Origin of the sequence: Shewanella jiangmenensis, assembly GCF_018596335.1 — a bacterium.
GTDB lineage: Bacteria > Pseudomonadota > Gammaproteobacteria > Enterobacterales > Shewanellaceae > Shewanella > Shewanella jiangmenensis.
In genome coordinates this window covers 232,406-248,469 of sequence record NZ_JAHEPS010000003.1, presented here as the reverse complement: position 1 = coordinate 248,469, position 16,064 = coordinate 232,406, and the positions used below count along the sequence as shown (strand labels likewise).

General features: G+C 56.0%; 9 protein-coding genes and 2 pseudogenes. 5 read left to right on the top strand and 6 right to left on the bottom strand.

Annotated elements, in window-relative coordinates:
* Positions 1-18: 18 nt before the first annotated feature.
* Complete coding sequence (locus tag KJI95_RS09860) at positions 19-618, bottom strand: response regulator transcription factor (protein ID WP_214507023.1); 600 nt, start codon at positions 616-618, stop codon at positions 19-21.
* On the bottom strand, positions 611-2,677 hold the full coding sequence (locus KJI95_RS09855) for a sensor histidine kinase (protein WP_250885751.1): 2,067 nt from the start codon (positions 2,675-2,677) through the stop codon (positions 611-613). The genes KJI95_RS09860 and KJI95_RS09855 overlap by 8 nt, the downstream gene beginning before the upstream one ends.
* A 220-nt stretch (positions 2,678-2,897) precedes the next feature.
* On the opposite strand from KJI95_RS09855, the gene KJI95_RS09850 reads away from it, so the two are divergent.
* The 3 genes from KJI95_RS09850 to KJI95_RS09840 are packed head-to-tail and all read left to right on the top strand — an operon-like array spanning position 2,898 to position 5,871.
* Complete coding sequence (locus tag KJI95_RS09850) at positions 2,898-4,412, top strand: flavocytochrome c (RefSeq protein WP_214507022.1); 1,515 nt, start codon at positions 2,898-2,900, stop codon at positions 4,410-4,412.
* A 10-nt stretch (positions 4,413-4,422) separates the two neighbouring features.
* The gene (locus tag KJI95_RS09845; RefSeq protein WP_214507021.1) at positions 4,423-4,791 is read left to right on the top strand and encodes a cytochrome c3 family protein; all 369 of its coding nucleotides are present in this window, start codon (positions 4,423-4,425) and stop codon (positions 4,789-4,791) included.
* Between the two features lie 12 nt (positions 4,792-4,803).
* The gene (locus tag KJI95_RS09840) at positions 4,804-5,871 is read left to right on the top strand and encodes a porin (RefSeq protein WP_214507020.1); all 1,068 of its coding nucleotides are present in this window, start codon (positions 4,804-4,806) and stop codon (positions 5,869-5,871) included.
* Positions 5,872-5,900: 29 nt separating this feature from the next.
* On the opposite strand, the gene KJI95_RS09835 is transcribed toward KJI95_RS09840, so the two are convergent.
* Together KJI95_RS09835 and KJI95_RS09830 are read right to left on the bottom strand one after the other, a co-directional pair.
* Positions 5,901-7,124: a DEAD/DEAH box helicase gene (locus tag KJI95_RS09835; protein ID WP_214507019.1), complete on the bottom strand. Its 1,224-nt coding sequence runs from the start codon at positions 7,122-7,124 to the stop codon at positions 5,901-5,903.
* Between the two features lie 87 nt (positions 7,125-7,211).
* A complete protein-coding gene (locus KJI95_RS09830) occupies positions 7,212-9,728 on the bottom strand; it encodes a putative bifunctional diguanylate cyclase/phosphodiesterase (protein ID WP_349356725.1) in 2,517 nt (838 codons plus the stop codon).
* Positions 9,729-9,915: 187 nt separating this feature from the next.
* Between KJI95_RS09830 and KJI95_RS09825 the strand changes: the two genes are divergently transcribed.
* Both KJI95_RS09825 and KJI95_RS09820 read left to right on the top strand, forming a co-directional pair.
* Positions 9,916-11,682, top strand: a complete 1,767-nt coding sequence (locus KJI95_RS09825; RefSeq protein WP_214507018.1) for a methyl-accepting chemotaxis protein — start codon at positions 9,916-9,918, stop codon at positions 11,680-11,682.
* A gap of 102 nt (positions 11,683-11,784) precedes the next feature.
* Entirely contained in the window at positions 11,785-14,154 is a 2,370-nt protein-coding gene (locus KJI95_RS09820; RefSeq protein ID WP_214507017.1) for a Lon protease family protein, read from the top strand.
* Between the two features lie 78 nt (positions 14,155-14,232).
* Here KJI95_RS09820 and KJI95_RS09815 read toward each other — a convergent pair.
* Both KJI95_RS09815 and KJI95_RS19685 read right to left on the bottom strand, forming a co-directional pair.
* A pseudogene (locus tag KJI95_RS09815) lies at positions 14,233-15,318 on the bottom strand (M4 family metallopeptidase); the annotation flags it as partial.
* A gap of 147 nt (positions 15,319-15,465) precedes the next feature.
* A pseudogene (locus tag KJI95_RS19685) lies at positions 15,466-15,597 on the bottom strand (hypothetical protein); the annotation flags it as partial.
* Positions 15,598-16,064: the final 467 nt, after the last annotated feature.

Genomic DNA, 16,064 nt, shown 5'->3' with positions numbered 1-16,064 from the left:
CTTTACTGGGCTGGCCAGCTATTTCGGCATGCCCGACAGCACAAAGGCAAGCTCTGCGACGTTATTGACCGCCATTTTCTCAAGCAGATTTTTGCGGTGAATTTCGACCGTGCGCTGGCTGATAAAAAGCTCCGCGGCAATAGTTTTGTTCAGTTTGCCCTCAAGCACGCGGTGCATCACATCAACCTCACGGGGAGACAAACTCGCAAGCCGCGATGCCCGCACTGCCGCCTGAGTCTGGGTGTCGGCGCGCTCAAGCGCGAGCGCCGATGCCTTTTTCAGCAGCTGCTGCAACTTGTCGCCATCGACGGGCTTTTCCAGAAAATCCATCGCGCCGCGCTGTATCGCTTTAACGGCCATCGCAATATTGCCATGGCCGGTCAGCATCAGCGGCACTATGGGAGTGGGGCTTGCAAGGAGTGCATCAAGCAGACTCATGCCATCCATGTCCGGCATCTGCACATCAAGCACAGCAACCGCGGGCTTGGCCAAATCCACCGACTGCAAAAAGTCAGCGGCCGAGACAAACCCCCTGGTGCGGATCCCAAGGCCTTCGAGCATCCATTTAAGGGAAGCAAGCACGTCCGGATCGTCATCCACCAGATACACATCAAGCATGGGTTGGGCTCCCGGGCAGACAAATACTTATCTCAAGTCCATGGATATCGCCACAGGCATCAGCCGTGGCTCGATTACTTGCCGATATACTGCCGCCATGCTCCTCCACTATGCGTTTGCAAATCACCATGCCAAGGCCCAAACCATCGGATTTGGTCGACTCAAACGGGAAAAACAGCCGCGACAGCTGAGCAGGCGTCAGGCCGCATCCATTGTCGATAATGCGAATGCGATACTGACAATGGCCGGCGCCGCTGTCAGTCTCGGTCGCTGATTTAGTCTCAGTTTCAGTGTCGAGCACAATCTTAAGCTCAGGTGCCGCCACCTCTGCCATCGCATCGAGCGCGTTCAACAGCACATTCACCAGCACCTGGGTCATCAGCGCCGGGTCAAGCCGCGCCTTCACCTTCGTAAGTTCAAGCGCCGGGGTGAGTTTAAGCCGCTTAAGCTCGGGCGCTATCAGGCTTAAGGTATCCAAAATCAGCTTATCGACCCGGACAAGCTCATAACAGCTTGGCTGCTGACAAAAACTTCGCAGCCGGTCTATGGTGTGCTGGGCTCGGTCAACCTGACTCAGCACGCCGCCAAGGGCGGTTTTGATTTCGCTTTCATCTTCGCTCAGCCGGTACAAACAGCCCTGGGTGAGATAACGGATCCCCGCCAGCGGCTGCTTGAGTTCGTGGGAAATTCCCGACGCCATTTCGCCGGTCAGCAGCACCCGCTGCGCCCGATAAAACTGGCGCTGCTGCTCGTTGAAGGCCTTTTGGGTTGCCCTGTGCTGGTCGATTTCGGTTACCAGCGCCTCGGTGCGTTTCACCACCAGGCGTTTAATCCGCAAATGGTGCAGGTAGCCAAGCAATAACCCAAGACCGATGGCCGCAAGCCAGGGCATGGCCGCGTTTGCGACCCGCTGCCAGTTGGTTTGAAACGGCCACTCCCGCAGCAGGTGCTTGAGGGCAAACACCCGATTGTCGTTCACCGGCACCGACCAGCCCTGATAGCCTCCATCCAGGGCGGCGCGGGAACCTGCCTCAACGCCAAGCAGCGCCTTGGCCACCTGGGTCGCAAGCTTCCCGCTGGTTTGCCCAAGTTTCGACAGCGCTGTGTAAGGGTAAAGCTCACTCGACACGGCGCAGCCAAAACCGGCGCTGTCTTTGGCAAGCACCACATCAAAAGTGCCTGGAGGAAAGTCACCGCGCGCAGCAGCCTGCTCCATCACGCAGGCAGGCAAAATGGCGACATCCGCTTCATTGCGCCAAAGTTTTGAAAGCAAAGATGTTTGAGGAAATCCGACAAAACTGAGTCCAGGTAAATCGGCTTGCGGATCCAGTCCGCGCTTGGCCATTTCTCCGGCAAAAATCAAAAAACCGCCGAAGGCCCTTGGGTCACTGGACACAATCCTCTGCGACGACAGGGCTTTCCAGCTGTTAACCCGGGTGCCGGCGCGCACCACCAAAGCCGAGCCCACCGCCTTGTCCGGCTCGCGGCCATCCGCCGGAATAAGGGTGAGCAATTGACTGGCGCCCCAGTCTTTTTTGTATCCCACCGCCACAAACTGGTTTGAGATAAAAAAGTCCAGTGTGCCTGCCGCCACCGCAGCATCAAGCGTCGCAGGCGTCAGCGCCAGCACTGTCACGGGGCGGCGCAGTTGCTGCTCAAGATGCAGGGCGGTTTCGCGCCAGGCATCGAGGGTCGCCTCTTCATCGGCAAAGCTCAGTATGCCTATCCTCACCGGCCCACTGGCGCTGACGTTGGCAAGGCTCGCTCCCTGCTGCGCAGGCATCGCAGTAGCATCCTGAGCAGCACTTTCCCGAGCAGCAACGCCCTGAGTAACAATTTCTGTTACCTCAAAGGCTTGTGCTTCGACCTGCGCTGGCAGCAATAAAAGCAGCAGCGCGCCAAGCAAAGCACCGACTCCATTTACCGCCCTCGCCATGGCTGCGGTTGTGGTTGTGGCTGCGTTTGCGACTGAGGTTGCGACAAAAGCAACGCGCTGCGCTGCGCTTTTTACCGTAGCAAACGCCGCGGCCAGTTTGCGGCGGATTATCAGTGCTGTCATTAGGCCTCTAATTCGTTTATGCGCCCTAGTGCTCGCAATTCGCACTTGTATAAGCAATGCGCAAAAGCAGACGCATTATCCGCCCTTCACCTCCTGGCTGCATCCTGACCTTGCCGGGACTTGATCCGCTTCACACCCTGCCAAGGGTTTCGGAAAACCACTATATGGCCCGTCGCGGCAATTTGATTCCATGGCGCTGAAACCAAAATGTGAGGCCACTATGGACGAGAATATCAAACAAAGCCGCCGCGCCTTCCTCAAGGGAGGTCTGGCACTGTCAGCCATGGGGCTGGCACCCGCCGCGCTGGCAAGCACGCCGGATAACAGTATCCAATGGGACGAAACCTTCGAGGTGATAGTCGTCGGCAGCGGTCTGGCGGGCACCTGCGCCGCCATCCGCGCCAAAGAAAATGGCGCCCAAAACACCATTATCATTGAGAAGATGCCGGTGCTCGGCGGCACGTCAGCCATCTCGGGACTTAACTTTTCAGTGGTAAACAGCCATCTGCAACAAGCACAGGGCATCAGTGATTCGGCCGAGCAATTCGCCGAAGACATTTCCAAAGCCGGCGGCTATCAGAACCATCGCCATCTCACGGTGAAAATGGCCGAGACCACCACCCGGGTACTGCCCTGGGCCATCGAGCGCGGCTGCCGCTTTCACGACAAATTAAAGAGCCTCGGCGGCCACTCGGTGCCGCGCACCCTGTATCCTGTCAACGGCGGTGGTCAGGGCATATTGCGGCCACTGCGCGCCTTTTACACCGACAAGCTCAGCGGCGAAATCCGCCGCCGGGTCAAGTTCGACAAGCTGCATATGAATGCCCAGGGCGAGGTTATCGGCATTCAGGTGCGCGAGCAGTACTTTTTCGACCCAAACCTTGGCAACGATGACCGCGAAAACACGACAGGCGTGGTTAAACACTACCGCGCCACCAAGGGCGTAGTCATGGCCGTCGGCGGTTACAGCCGCGATGTGGAATTCCGCGCCATGGAATTCCCCAACATCCGTGACTACATCCCAACCACCACCCACAGAGGTGCCACCGCCGGTGCGCTCAAGTCGCTGGTTGCCGCCGGCGCCCAGACAGTGCACCTGTCGCTGATGCGCTTTGCCTTTGATATTCCAACAGAAGATCTGCAGTGGGGCGCTCTGGTTGACCCACAATCGGGCAACAGATTCCTCAGTGAGAAAAACGATCGCCAAACCGTGGCAGAGGCTATCTGCAACATCATGGACAGAAACGGCGGCCGCTTCCCGCTGAATATATACGATCAGGATGGCATAGATAACTTCCACGATAAGCAGCGTCTGCACCTGGCACTGGAAGAAGGCATGATGGTGAAGTACGACAGCATCGACGCCCTCGCCGCCGCCGAAGGCATAGCACTGCCCGGCCTTAAGGCAACCCTCAGCCGCTACAACGATGACGCACAACGCGGCAAAGACAGCCAGTTTGGCAAAGACATGGCGGCACTTAAACACGTCAGTGTGAAACGCGCCCCCTTCTACGCCATCAAGGCGCGCCCCAAGTTCAACTACACCCAGGGCGGCGTACTCATCAACGAAAACGCCCAGGTGATTGCCAGAGACACAGCCAAGCCAATCAAGGGTCTGTATGCCTGCGGCGAAGCCACAGGTGGCCTGTTTGGCCGCATCCGCTTAACCGCCTGCTCATGCCCCGACGCCTTCGCCTTTGGGGTGATTGCCGGTGAACAGGCAGCAAAAGCCTGAGGACAACCATATGAAAAAACTGATTTTATCCTTGCTGGCGCTGTCACTCACCGCCCCCACCCTGCAGGCCGGTGAACTGCACAAGGTCATGGGCAAGCGCGAAGGCCGCACCAACCACAGCTTTATGTACGAAGAGAAAGACTGCAAAACCTGCCATCAGGGCGCTCCCAAAGGCCCGGCAAGCGAAGCGGCCTGTATCGAGTGCCACGGCAGTTACGATGAAGTTGCAGCGTCGAGTGCAGACAAGACACCCAATCCCCACGATGCGCCGCACTGGGGCGCCGATGTGCCCTGCACTGTTTGCCACAGCGAGCACCAGCCGGCCAAGGTGCTTTGTAACGACTGCCACCAGTTTGCCTTTCCCAACTTTTCCAAATAAGCAGGAGTCACCATGACAGCGATGCGTTTATCCCTGATTGCGGCCGCGCTTGGCACCTTTGCCCTGCCGGCACTGGCTGGGCCGGATGTTTACGGCCGCCTCGATTACTCAGTGACTCACTCCGACAGCGGCCTTGCCACCCACAAGGGCGTCGATGGCACAGTGCTTGAAAACAACTTCTCCCGCCTTGGGGTGCGCGGCAGTGAAGCACTGTCCACCAACATCAGTCTGTTTTATCAGATAGAGCTCGGGATTGATTCTGCCAGCACCTCAGGCAGCAACAAGCCTGTTACCGCGCGTCCAACCTTTATCGGTATTCGCCATGCCGAATTCGGCTCCCTCGCCGCCGGTCGGATGGAGCCGGTATTCAAGATGACCAAGGGCTTTGTGGATGTGTTTGATAACTACAGCATGAAGCACGACCGGCTGATGGCCGGTGACAAGCGCTGGGGCGACTCGTTCGAGTATAAAACCCCGGTGTGGCAAGGCTGGCAGTTTGGTGCAAGCTTGCTGCTTGAAGACAACTACTACGGCGAGGACGATAAGCGCCGCGATAACGGCAATTATCAACTGGCGCTGACCTACGGCGACAAGAGCCTGAAAAAAGGTGATATTTACCTGGCTGCGGCCTACTCAGACGGCGTGGAAGACATCAAGGCGTGGCGCGCGGTGGCGCATTGGAAGGCAAGCGCCATCGGCCTTGACGCGCTTAAGCTTGGCACCCTAATCCAGCAATCTGAGCTTGCCAATCCGGCCAAACCGGCCTGGCAGGACAGAGAGGGTTTGGGCTACATCATCAGCGCGTCTTACCAGCTCGATAACCTCACCCTCAAGGCGCAGTACGGCCGGGATGAGTCTGGTACAGGCCTGATTGCCGACCGTATTTATCAGGCACTTGGAGAAGGCGCAGTGACTGTGCCAGAGGTCAGCCAGTGGGGTGTTGGCGCGGAATATCGCCTGTCAAAATCCACCCGGGTGCACCTCGAAGCCGGGCAGTTCAGTGTTAGTGACAGCTCCCATGCCCTCTACTCAGACTTTGACGACACCATCACAAGCCTTGGGATCCGCTACGATTTCTAAGGTCGGAGAGCGGCGCTGAAAGGTGCTCTTCAGCGTTTTGCCAAAGCCCGCTTGCGGGCTTTTTGCTTTTGGGCGGCTTTACTTAAGCTGCGTGGGCGCTCAACTTTGATACTCAAATCCGGCTCAAAGCCCGGATACCACTGGGGTGCCAAACGGCGGTCGAGGAAGGTTTCCAGCTCCATGTGCAGCGCTTCGTCGCTTGGGTCCAGTAAGCTGATGGCAAGGCCCGATGCGCCGGCGCGGCCGGTGCGGCCGATGCGATGCACATAGTCTTCACGCTTGAATGGCAGCTCGAGGTTTATCACGCAGGGCAAGGCTTCAATATCGATGCCGCGGGCCGCCACATCGGTCGCCACCAGCACCCGCGCCGAACCTGCCTTAAAATCGGCCAGATGCTGCTCACGCTGCTTTTGGCTCAGATCCGCATGCATAGCAACCGCCCTGTGGCCGGCTTCAGCAAGCGCTGCGGCGAGTTTTCCGGCGCCCTCTTTGGTGCGGCTGAAAATCAGCACCTGCGACCAGTCATTTTTCGAAAGCAGATGCTGGATAAAGGCGACTTTTTTTGCGGCATCAATGGCGTACATCCGCTCATCGATTTGTGGAGTATCCTGCGCGGCCGCACTGATATCCACCAGAAGAGGCGCATTCATGAGGCTTTTGGACAGCTGCCAGATGTTGTCGGCAAGGGTGGCTGAAAACAGCGCCGTCTGGCGCTCTTTGGAAAGCTTTTTGGTGACGGCGCGGATTTCATCTTCAAAGCCCATGTCGAGCATGCGGTCGGCCTCATCGAACACCAAACTGCTGACGGTATCGATGCGAAGGGTGCGTTTTTTAAGATGATCAAGCAGCCTGCCCGGCGTCGCAATAAGCAAATCCACCCCGCCCTTGATGGCCTTAAGCTGGGTCTCAAGCGGCACGCCGCCGTAAACCAGTGCGATGTTCACCCCAAGGCCCTTGCCAAGCACAGCGGCCACATCATACACCTGCTGGCAAAGTTCACGGGTCGGCACCAACACCAGCGCCCGCGGCGATGGAAGATTGCGTGGCTTAGCTGGCTCACTTGCAAGCTTTGCCAGCAGCGGCAGTAAAAATGCCGCGGTTTTACCTGTGCCGGTGGCGGCCTTAACCATCAAATCGCCCCCCGCCAGCAAAGGCCCGATAGCGGCCTGCTGCACCTCGGTGGGCTCGGTAAAACCCTGTTTTTCGAGGTTTTCAAGGATCTGTGGCGGAAGATTAAAGGCACTGAAGGACACGGGCGGGCTCCGGCAAGGCAACAAAGACACGGCAAAGGCGGCCATTCTAGCAAGCCTTGGCGGCAGGATCACCGCTTCCTCACTCCCTCACGCCGTTGCAGCAGGCAGCAGTAACGCGACTTCCGAGGCAAGGAGTGGCTTTGAGAATAAGTAACCCTGGGCTTCTGTGCAGCCAAGCTCTCTTAAGAGCGCCGCCTGAGCCTGGGTTTCAACCCCTTCGGCTATCACTTTTAATCCCAGCGCTTCCCCCATGGCGATAATCGCAAGGGTAATAGCGCAATTGTCTTTGGCACCGGGCAACTCGCGCACAAAGGACTGGTCAATTTTGAGTGTATCTATGGGAAGACGCCTTAAGTAACTCAAGGACGAGTAGCCGGTACCAAAGTCATCCAGCGCCAGGGTGATCCCCATTTGCCTGAGCTTATTGAGGGTCTCAACGGCCCGCTCCGGACTGTAGAGCAGCATGCTTTCGGTGATTTCAAGCTCAAGGGCGCTGCCGGGCAAACCGGTGCGCTTAAGCACGGCGGCGACATCCTCAACAAAATTGCCGACCGCAAGCTGTGAGCCGGACACATTGACCGCCACCCGCCCCGGTGCCAAGCCTTTATCAAGCCAGCGTTTTGTCTGACGGCAGGCCTCGTGCAGCACCCACAATCCAAGCTCCGGCATCATGCCGATGGACTCCGCGACCGGAATAAAATCCGCCGGCGAAATCGGTCCAAGGCTGGGATCAGACCAACGGCACAAGGCTTCAAGACCTATTACCTGCCCTGAACTTAAATCGACTTTGGGCTGATACTGCAAATAAAAGCCGCCCTGACGCACCGCATTTCGCAGCGCGGTTTGCAACTGCAATTGTTGAATCGAGCTTTGGGTCATTTGCTCGGTGTAAAAGGCATGGCAATTGCGCCCCTGCTGTTTGGCGCGGTACATGGCGGCATCGGCATTTTTAAGCAGGGTATCGGCATCGTCGCCATCATCGGGGTAAAGGGCAATACCGATACTGGCACTGAGATTAACGCTACCGCGGGATTCGGTATCAAAACTGGTATCAAAGGCGCGCTGTATGCCTGCAAGCAGATTGGTAACATCGCGGCGATGTTCAATTTCTGCCAGAACCACAAACTCATCGCCGCCAATGCGAGCCACGGTCACATCGGGGTCAAGCAATGACACCAGGCGCTCCGACAACCCCAGCAACACCTTATCGCCACTGAGATGCCCAAGGCTGTCGTTGATATGTTTGAATAAGTCCACATCGATAAGCAGCAGCGCCAGGCGGCCGTGATGATGGTGCGCGGCCTTGATTTGTTGCTGCATGATGGTGGAAAGCTTAGAGCGGTTGGGCAAACGGGTGAGCGGATCGTGCCAGGCGAGCTGCAACACTTCCGCTTCGGTTTGCTTAAGCTGCGAAATATCTGAAAATACCGCCACATAACATCTGATGGCGCCATCATCGCCAAACACGGCACTGATGCTAAGCTGCTCGGCGTAAAGCGTACCGTTTTTGCGCCGGTTCCAGATTTCACCACTCCAATGGCCTCGCTGCTCAAGCTCAGTCCAAAAATTAGTAAAAAATTCGCGGCCATGGCGCCCGGAATTTAGCAGTTTTGGGGTATTGCCCAGCACTTCGCTGCGCTGATAGCCGGTGATTTTCTCAAACGCCCCGTTAATGTCGGTGATGATGCCGTCAGGATCGGTGATCATCACCCCTTCTATCGCATTCTCAAACACCTTGGAGGTCAGCATCAGCTGCTCTTCAGCCGCTTTATATCGGGCAATATCGCGGGTATTGCCAATCACCCCCAGCAACTGGCCATCTTTGGCGTACATGGGCGCCTTGAGGGTTTCAAGCCAAATCAGCCCTTTGTTAAGGTCCCTGTCGATGCACTCGGCCACCACCAGCGGCGCGCCCAGTTCGATAGCTTTGGCATCGGCTTTGACAAAGGCCTGGGCATTGTCAGCAAATAGCTCTTCATCTGTGTGACCAATGAGCTGCCCGGCGCTGAGCCCCCAGGAATCCAGAGTTGCCTGATTTGCAAAGCGGTAACGACCCGCCACATCTTTTATCCACAGATGATCGGTAAAGGCATCAAGAAAACTCTGCAGCAGCTCAGCGCGGTGGGCATCAATAGCATCTGGAGTCGTAGCATCGGGAGTAGTGACATAGGGAGTAGTGACACCGGGAATCTTGACACCGGGAATCTTGGCATCAGCAGCCATGGCATCAGAAGTCTGGGCTTGTATCCCCTCTGGCAAACCGCTGACAAGCAGCGTTGCCTGGGCATAAGTTCCTGCGTCAATGTGCTCGGCAAAGAGCGCCAGACACCAGTTGGGTGACTGTTTGGTTTGAATAAGTGTCTGAGCCACTTCTCGCTGCAGCTCGGCGCTTTCAGCAGCACCTTCCCTTGCATCGAGATGCCACACACATTGCTCATTAAAATAAAGCGCCGCACCCAGCCGATGTCCTGTGGCAAATGCCTCAAACAATGGCAGCACAGGTGCCAGTTTCTCAGATGCCACTTTCACAGATACAAGTGCCTCAGATACCAGCGCCCCAGACGCCGGCGCCTCAGGATTAACAGATAAGCCTTTGCCCTTCACTCAACCCCCTTGGTTATCAGCAGCAGCCACATCTCCCTGTGTTCACCCAGTCCTGTTCAAACAGTCCAATTCAAACTGTCCGGCTCATGCAGTCCAGTTAGAACATACCCAAGTCAATCAAACGAATTATACCGTACAAAAGCTGTCCTATACTGGTTTTTACCCCCTCACTGAACCGTCCTCGACTATGAGTATCAAACGGCAGCTGCAAAAATACCTGGCCTTCATCATCTGCGCACTCGCGCTACTGATATCGCTGATTTGGGCACTTAACCGCACCGTCTTGAGTCAGGAATCTGCCCTGTGGCATTTACTGGATGAACATCACAGCTATATCAACATGTTGCATGCAGAGATAGCCATTTACCAAGGGCAGGAAATTCCGTTGACCAGTTACAGCGGGGATGAACCTGAATTGGCCAATTACTCTCAGGCACTGACAAAACTCAGTGACGCCGTTAACCGGCTGGGCTATTTTCAGACCGGCAAAAGCGGCGTGGCGCGCACCGCCGGGCGTGAGATGGAAGCAGCCGTATCAGGGCAAGCCGAACTGCTTAATCTGGTGCTTTATGCCCGCCGCTATGAAAAAGATTACCTGCAGCGCCACCGGGAAGAAGACTGGCAAAACTGGCAACAAGCAATTAAGGCGCTTAATGCATTACCTCAGTCATTGGCCCCGGCATTAGACACCTATCAAAAGGCCGCGGAAGAAATACATAACTTGCTGGTGCAAATTCAGTGGCACAACAATAGCCGCGACAGCCTCACCCACGTGCGCAAGCTGATGCGGGAAGGCGTGGAGCATGACCATCAGGAATTTGAGTCACAGGTAAAATGGCTGGATTGGGGCATAGTGGCTAGCCTGATAGCGATTTTGCTCGCCGTCACCCTTGGGATTTACTTTAAAATTATCCCTGCATTACAACGTCTTAAAGTCCTTCACACAGCTCAGCTTGCGCTTAGAGACAACCCGCAAAGCCTGGCGACACGCCTGCCGGAAGATGGCAGGGATGAAATCGCCGCACTTTACCGGGCCTTTAACCATCTGGTGGCCGGCACGGAACAAAGCATCTCGCAGCTATCCGAATTATCAGAAAAGCTCTCGACCGAAGCCGGACGCGCACAGCACGCCATCGATGGCCAAACCCAGCTTATCAATGACTTTGCCAACGCCCAGGATACCCTCGAACACAGCGCCCAGAATCTGGGTCAGCTGATGGACGGACTTTGCACGGCCACCGAAACCCAGCACGGCCACAGTATGGAAACCAAAGCCATCAGCGATGAGGTTAGCGACCATCTCAAGCGTCTGGCCCAGTCCCAGGCACAGCTAATAACCACCATTGATACAGTGGACAGTGAGCTGTCGGCCTTGTCAAATTCGGTATCTGACATCAATCGCGTGCTGGATCTTATCGTCAATATTGCCAATCAAACCAACCTTTTGGCGCTCAATGCAGCAATTGAAGCAGCCCGCGCCGGTGAAGCCGGGCGGGGTTTTTCTGTGGTGGCGGATGAGGTTAGAAATCTGTCGAGCCGCACGGCGCAGGCAACCACCGAAATCCGCGAGCTGGCCCAAAAGCTGATTCACAGTGCCAATAACAGCAACCAGCAAATGAGCGAAGGTAAAGGTATGTTGGCACGAAACCACAGTTTCAGCCTCGAAGCGGCATCCAGATTAGCGGATTTATCACAGGCGGTCGCTTCTATGGCAACGCTCGCCGAGCAGCAACAACATCTTGCAAGGGAGGCGATGAACGATACCGCGACCATTGAGGATCAGATAACCACGCTCTCAGGCAAGAGTAAAAACCTGCTCGAAGACTCAGAGGACAATCTGTCGGTCAGTGCCGATTTGAATCAGTACGCCGCCCTGCTGCTGCTCCTGTCAAACAACCTGCTTGGCAATCCGGTGGCCAAGGTCGAGCTCGAAGCCGACATTGAACTCTTTTGAGTGCTGCAAATTTAACCGGTTGCCGCGACGGGGGTTTGCCATTCACCGTCAGCCATCTTATTGTCAGTTATAGAAAATTAAATTCTGACACAAAGGGATTATATGGCCATTAACGCACTTGCAGCCGAGAGCCTGTACCGGGTCTCTACCCTGGCGGGCCTGATGGACAGCTGTCACACCACGGCCGACTTGCCGCCGCTGGATGACATCATCGGCCAGGAGCGCGCCCAGAGCGCGGTCGAGTTTGCCATGTCCATTCACGAGAAGGGATACAACATTTACGCCATCGGTCAGAATGGCCTTGGCAAGCGCACCATGATGCTGCGCTACCTCAAACGGCATCAGTTTGAAGACAACCAGTTGCACGACTGGTGCTATATCGCCAATTTCGACGACACCCGCGCCCCCAAGGTGCTGCGTCTGCCGGCAGGCTCGGGCAACGGCTTTAAAAAAGACATCGAAAAACTGCTGGTGCGGCTGGTTAAGGCATTGCCGCTCGCCTTCGACAACGAGATGTACTACAGCCGCGCCGATAAACTCAAATCCGAGCTGTCACGCCAGCAGGAAGCGGCACTGACCGCCCTCGCCGAAGAGGCCACCAGTAAAAACATCAACCTGAGCCTCTCGGTGCAGGGTGATTATCAGCTGATGGCCATGAACGGCGAAGAGCCCCACACAGACGAGAGCTACGATGCGCTGACCGATGAAGAGCGCGCCGAGTTTGAAGCCTCCATCAAAACCCTGGAAAAGCGCCTGCGCGGCATAGTGCGCCAGCTGACCGAATGGGAAGAAGAGTTTTCCAACAAGCAGCAGGAACATGACGAGCAGGTGGCCAAAGAGGTGCTGGCGCATTTTTTCAAGCCGCTCAAAACCAAGTATCGGGAGCAGGACGAAATCCGCGCCTTTTTGGCGGAGATGCAAAAAGACATACTCGACAACCTCGATATTTTTCTGGAAGAAAGTGAAGAGCAGCTTGGGCTTGCCTACGCCTCGCTCGATAAAAAAATGCCGCGCCGCTACCAGATAAACGTGCTGGTCAGCCAGGATAAAGACACCTTCCCCGTGGTGGTGGAAGAAAGCCCCAACTACCACAGCCTCTTTGGTTACATCGAAAACGCCACCTTCAAGGGCACTGTGTTTACCGACTTTTCGCTTATTCGCCCCGGCGCGCTGCACAAGGCCAACGGCGGCGTGCTGCTGATGGATGCCATCAAGGTGCTCGAGCGCCCCTACGTGTGGGATGGCCTGAAAAAAGCGCTGCGTTCACGCAAACTCGATATGAACAGCCTCGAGCGGGAAGTCACCCTGTCGGGCACCATTTCACTGGCGCCGGAGGCCATCCCGCTGGATGTGAAAATCATCCTGTTTGGCGACTACCAGACCTATCAGCTGCTGCAGCATTACGATCCGGATTTCAGCGAGCTTTTCCGTGTCACCGCCGACTTTGAAGACGTGATGCCGCGCACCGACGAGTCGGAGGCCCAGTACGCCCGCTTTATCTCATCGATTGTGCACGACAACAATATGCTGCACTGCAACCGCTCGGCGCTGGCGCGCATCATCGAATATTCAAGCCGTCAGGCCGAAGACCAGACCCGCTTGTCGCTGCACTCGGCCAATATCGCCAACCTGCTCAGGGAAACCAATTACTGCGCCAAAGGCGCGGGTGCACACGAAATCGATCGTAAGCATGTGGAAATGGCACTTAAAAATCAGGAGCTTCGCGTTTGCCGGGTCAAAGACATGGTGATGCAGCAGTTCCAGACCGGCCAGACCCTGTTCAGCGCCGATGGGCGGGTGACGGGCCAGATTAACGCGCTGTCGGTCATCTCAACAACCGATCATGAGTTTGGTGCCCCCAACCGCATCACAGCCACCACTGCCTACGGCAAGGGCGAAGTGCTGGATATCGAGCACAAGGTGCGCCTTGGCGGCCAGATCCACACCAAGGGCGTGTGGATTTTGAGCGCGTATATCTCCTCCCTGCTCGGGCGGCAAAAAACCATCCCGCTCACCACCTCACTGACCTTCGAGCAATCCTACGGCGGCGTGGATGGCGACAGTGCCTCCATGGCGGAGTGCTGCGCCATCATCTCGGCCATCAGCTGCGTGCCGCTGCGTCAGGATTTGGCCATCACAGGCTCGATGAACCAGTTTGGTGAGTCCCAGCCCATCGGCGGCGTGAATGAGAAAATTGAAGGCTTTTTTGATGTATGCACCATTAAGGGCCGCACCCCGTCACAGGGGGTGATTATTCCGGCGAGCAACGTCAAAAACCTGATGCTGCGCTCGGATATAGTCGATGCGGTGCGCCGCGGTGAGTTCCATATCTACGCCGTTGACCATGTGACCGAAGCCATGGCGCTGTTTACCGGGCTTGAAGTCGGCAATGTCGATGAGGCAAGCGAAGACACCCTGCTTGGCTTATCGGTTGCCAGGCTAAAGGCGCTGCAAAAAGACAAGCACGACTGAGACTGAAGTTGTCTGCCCACATAAAAAAGCCCCGCGACGGCGGGGCTTTTTTATTGGTTTATCAGCAAATTACTGACAACTTACACCAACAGAGGCAAAAGCTGATGTCACGTCAGCCACTGAGTAACCCTTGTCAGCAGCAGCTTGCTGCACGCCACAGGCACCCTGATTGAAGGTGCTGGTAGCAGACCAGTACATCTGGTTGGCAAGCACGAACACATCGAAAGCTTTCTGGGTGTTCCAGCCGCCTTTGCTTGCCAGCAGGTAGAAGGCCTTGTTGTACACGCCGGATGAGTAGTGTACGTCCATGCCACTGGAGTAGTTGGACGCATGACCGATGGAGCGGCCATCCTTGGTGGGGTCATTCATGTAACGCAGCGCGCCGTTACCCTTGAAAATATCGTAACCCACCATCCAGTCGTTGTGGCCACGCATGTAGTACTCGGCAGCTTCACCGGCCATGTCGGAGAAGGCTTCGTTCATGCCGCCTGACTGGGCGCTGTACTCAAGACCTGAGTTCTGCTCGGTAAAGCCGTGGCTCACCTCGTGGGCAGACACGTCCAGACTCACCAGCGGATAGAAGGTGTTGGCGCCATCACCGAATGACATGGCGCGGCCATCCCAGAAGGCGTTTTCATAGCTGCGACCATAGTGAACACGCATTTCCAGCTGGAACGTCAGCGGCGCAGTGTTGTACCAGTCTTTATACATGTTGAAAATCACACCACCGAAGTAGTGGGCATCGTTCAGCGGTGAGTAGGCACCGTTGATGGCACGATAAGTGTTTTCAGGGCAGGTAAAGGAGTACACATTGCCACGGCGGGTGCTGTTGGCCATGTCAACAGTTTGCACATTGGGGTTTTTCATGGTGCAAACGCCATTGGCCGCTTCTACCTTCAGCGCGCCGTAGTCGCTGCCGTAGTAGTACTGACCGATTTTGGCGTTACCACCAGGCCCCATGGCATCAAAGGCAGTACCCGGAGTAGTGCCACCGCCGCTGCCTGGCTTACCGGCGCCGTTTTTGGCGGTCATCAGTTCGTTCCAGTGACGGATCACTTCGCCGCTCATGGCATCCACCAGACCGGCTGGGCGGGAAATGCTGTTATTGCCTTCACTCAGGAATGACACGCGGTACGCCAGACGCGGCGCATCGCCTTCGGTAAGTACCACCAGCTCAACATCCTTGTGACCGGAAGCGGCAGCACCCGGGAAGGCCTTGTTCAGCGCAGCGATGGCCTGGCCCTGGGTCAGGGCTGGCTTAACATTGAAGGTTTCATCAATGGCAGCGGCTTCGCCATAGATGTCACCGTCGGATGACACAACCAGGTGACGGCCATAGACCTTCACCCCATTAAACATTTGTTGTTGTTTGACTTTCTTTTGACCTGCGGCGGTAGTCACTGACTTTCCTGCCGCGAAGCTGTGCCCGTTGGCAAGCCCCATAGACGTGGCCAAAGAAGTCTCCCCCGCATAAAGCGCGCCTGATACACACAACGCCAGCGTAGCTGGAATTAAAGTATATGCTTTCATGTCTTGATCCTTTTTTAGTATTTTTATCCGAAACTTTCGCTCCGGTTGGATTAACCTGTCACAACCGGAATGTTAGCTCAAGGTGTTGTGTAAACATTTTGTAAATTCACAAACGCTCACGCGTAACAATATAGTTACAAAATAATACAACTCAAAGGAATTTATCGACTTTAGAATTAGATAAGTGTCGGCGGCACTCGAAAGTTGCCGTTGCGAAGAAGGCAGTGATTGCTGCCTGAATTCACGCAGCGCAAATTCCCTGCGAGCCTGCGCCCAAACCATGCGAGCGTGCGCTTAAAATAGCCGGCATTGATAAAGCAGCGCGCCGGATAACCCCCTGCCCTTGATGAAGAAGCGCCCTTGCAGTAAAGTGACCTCCC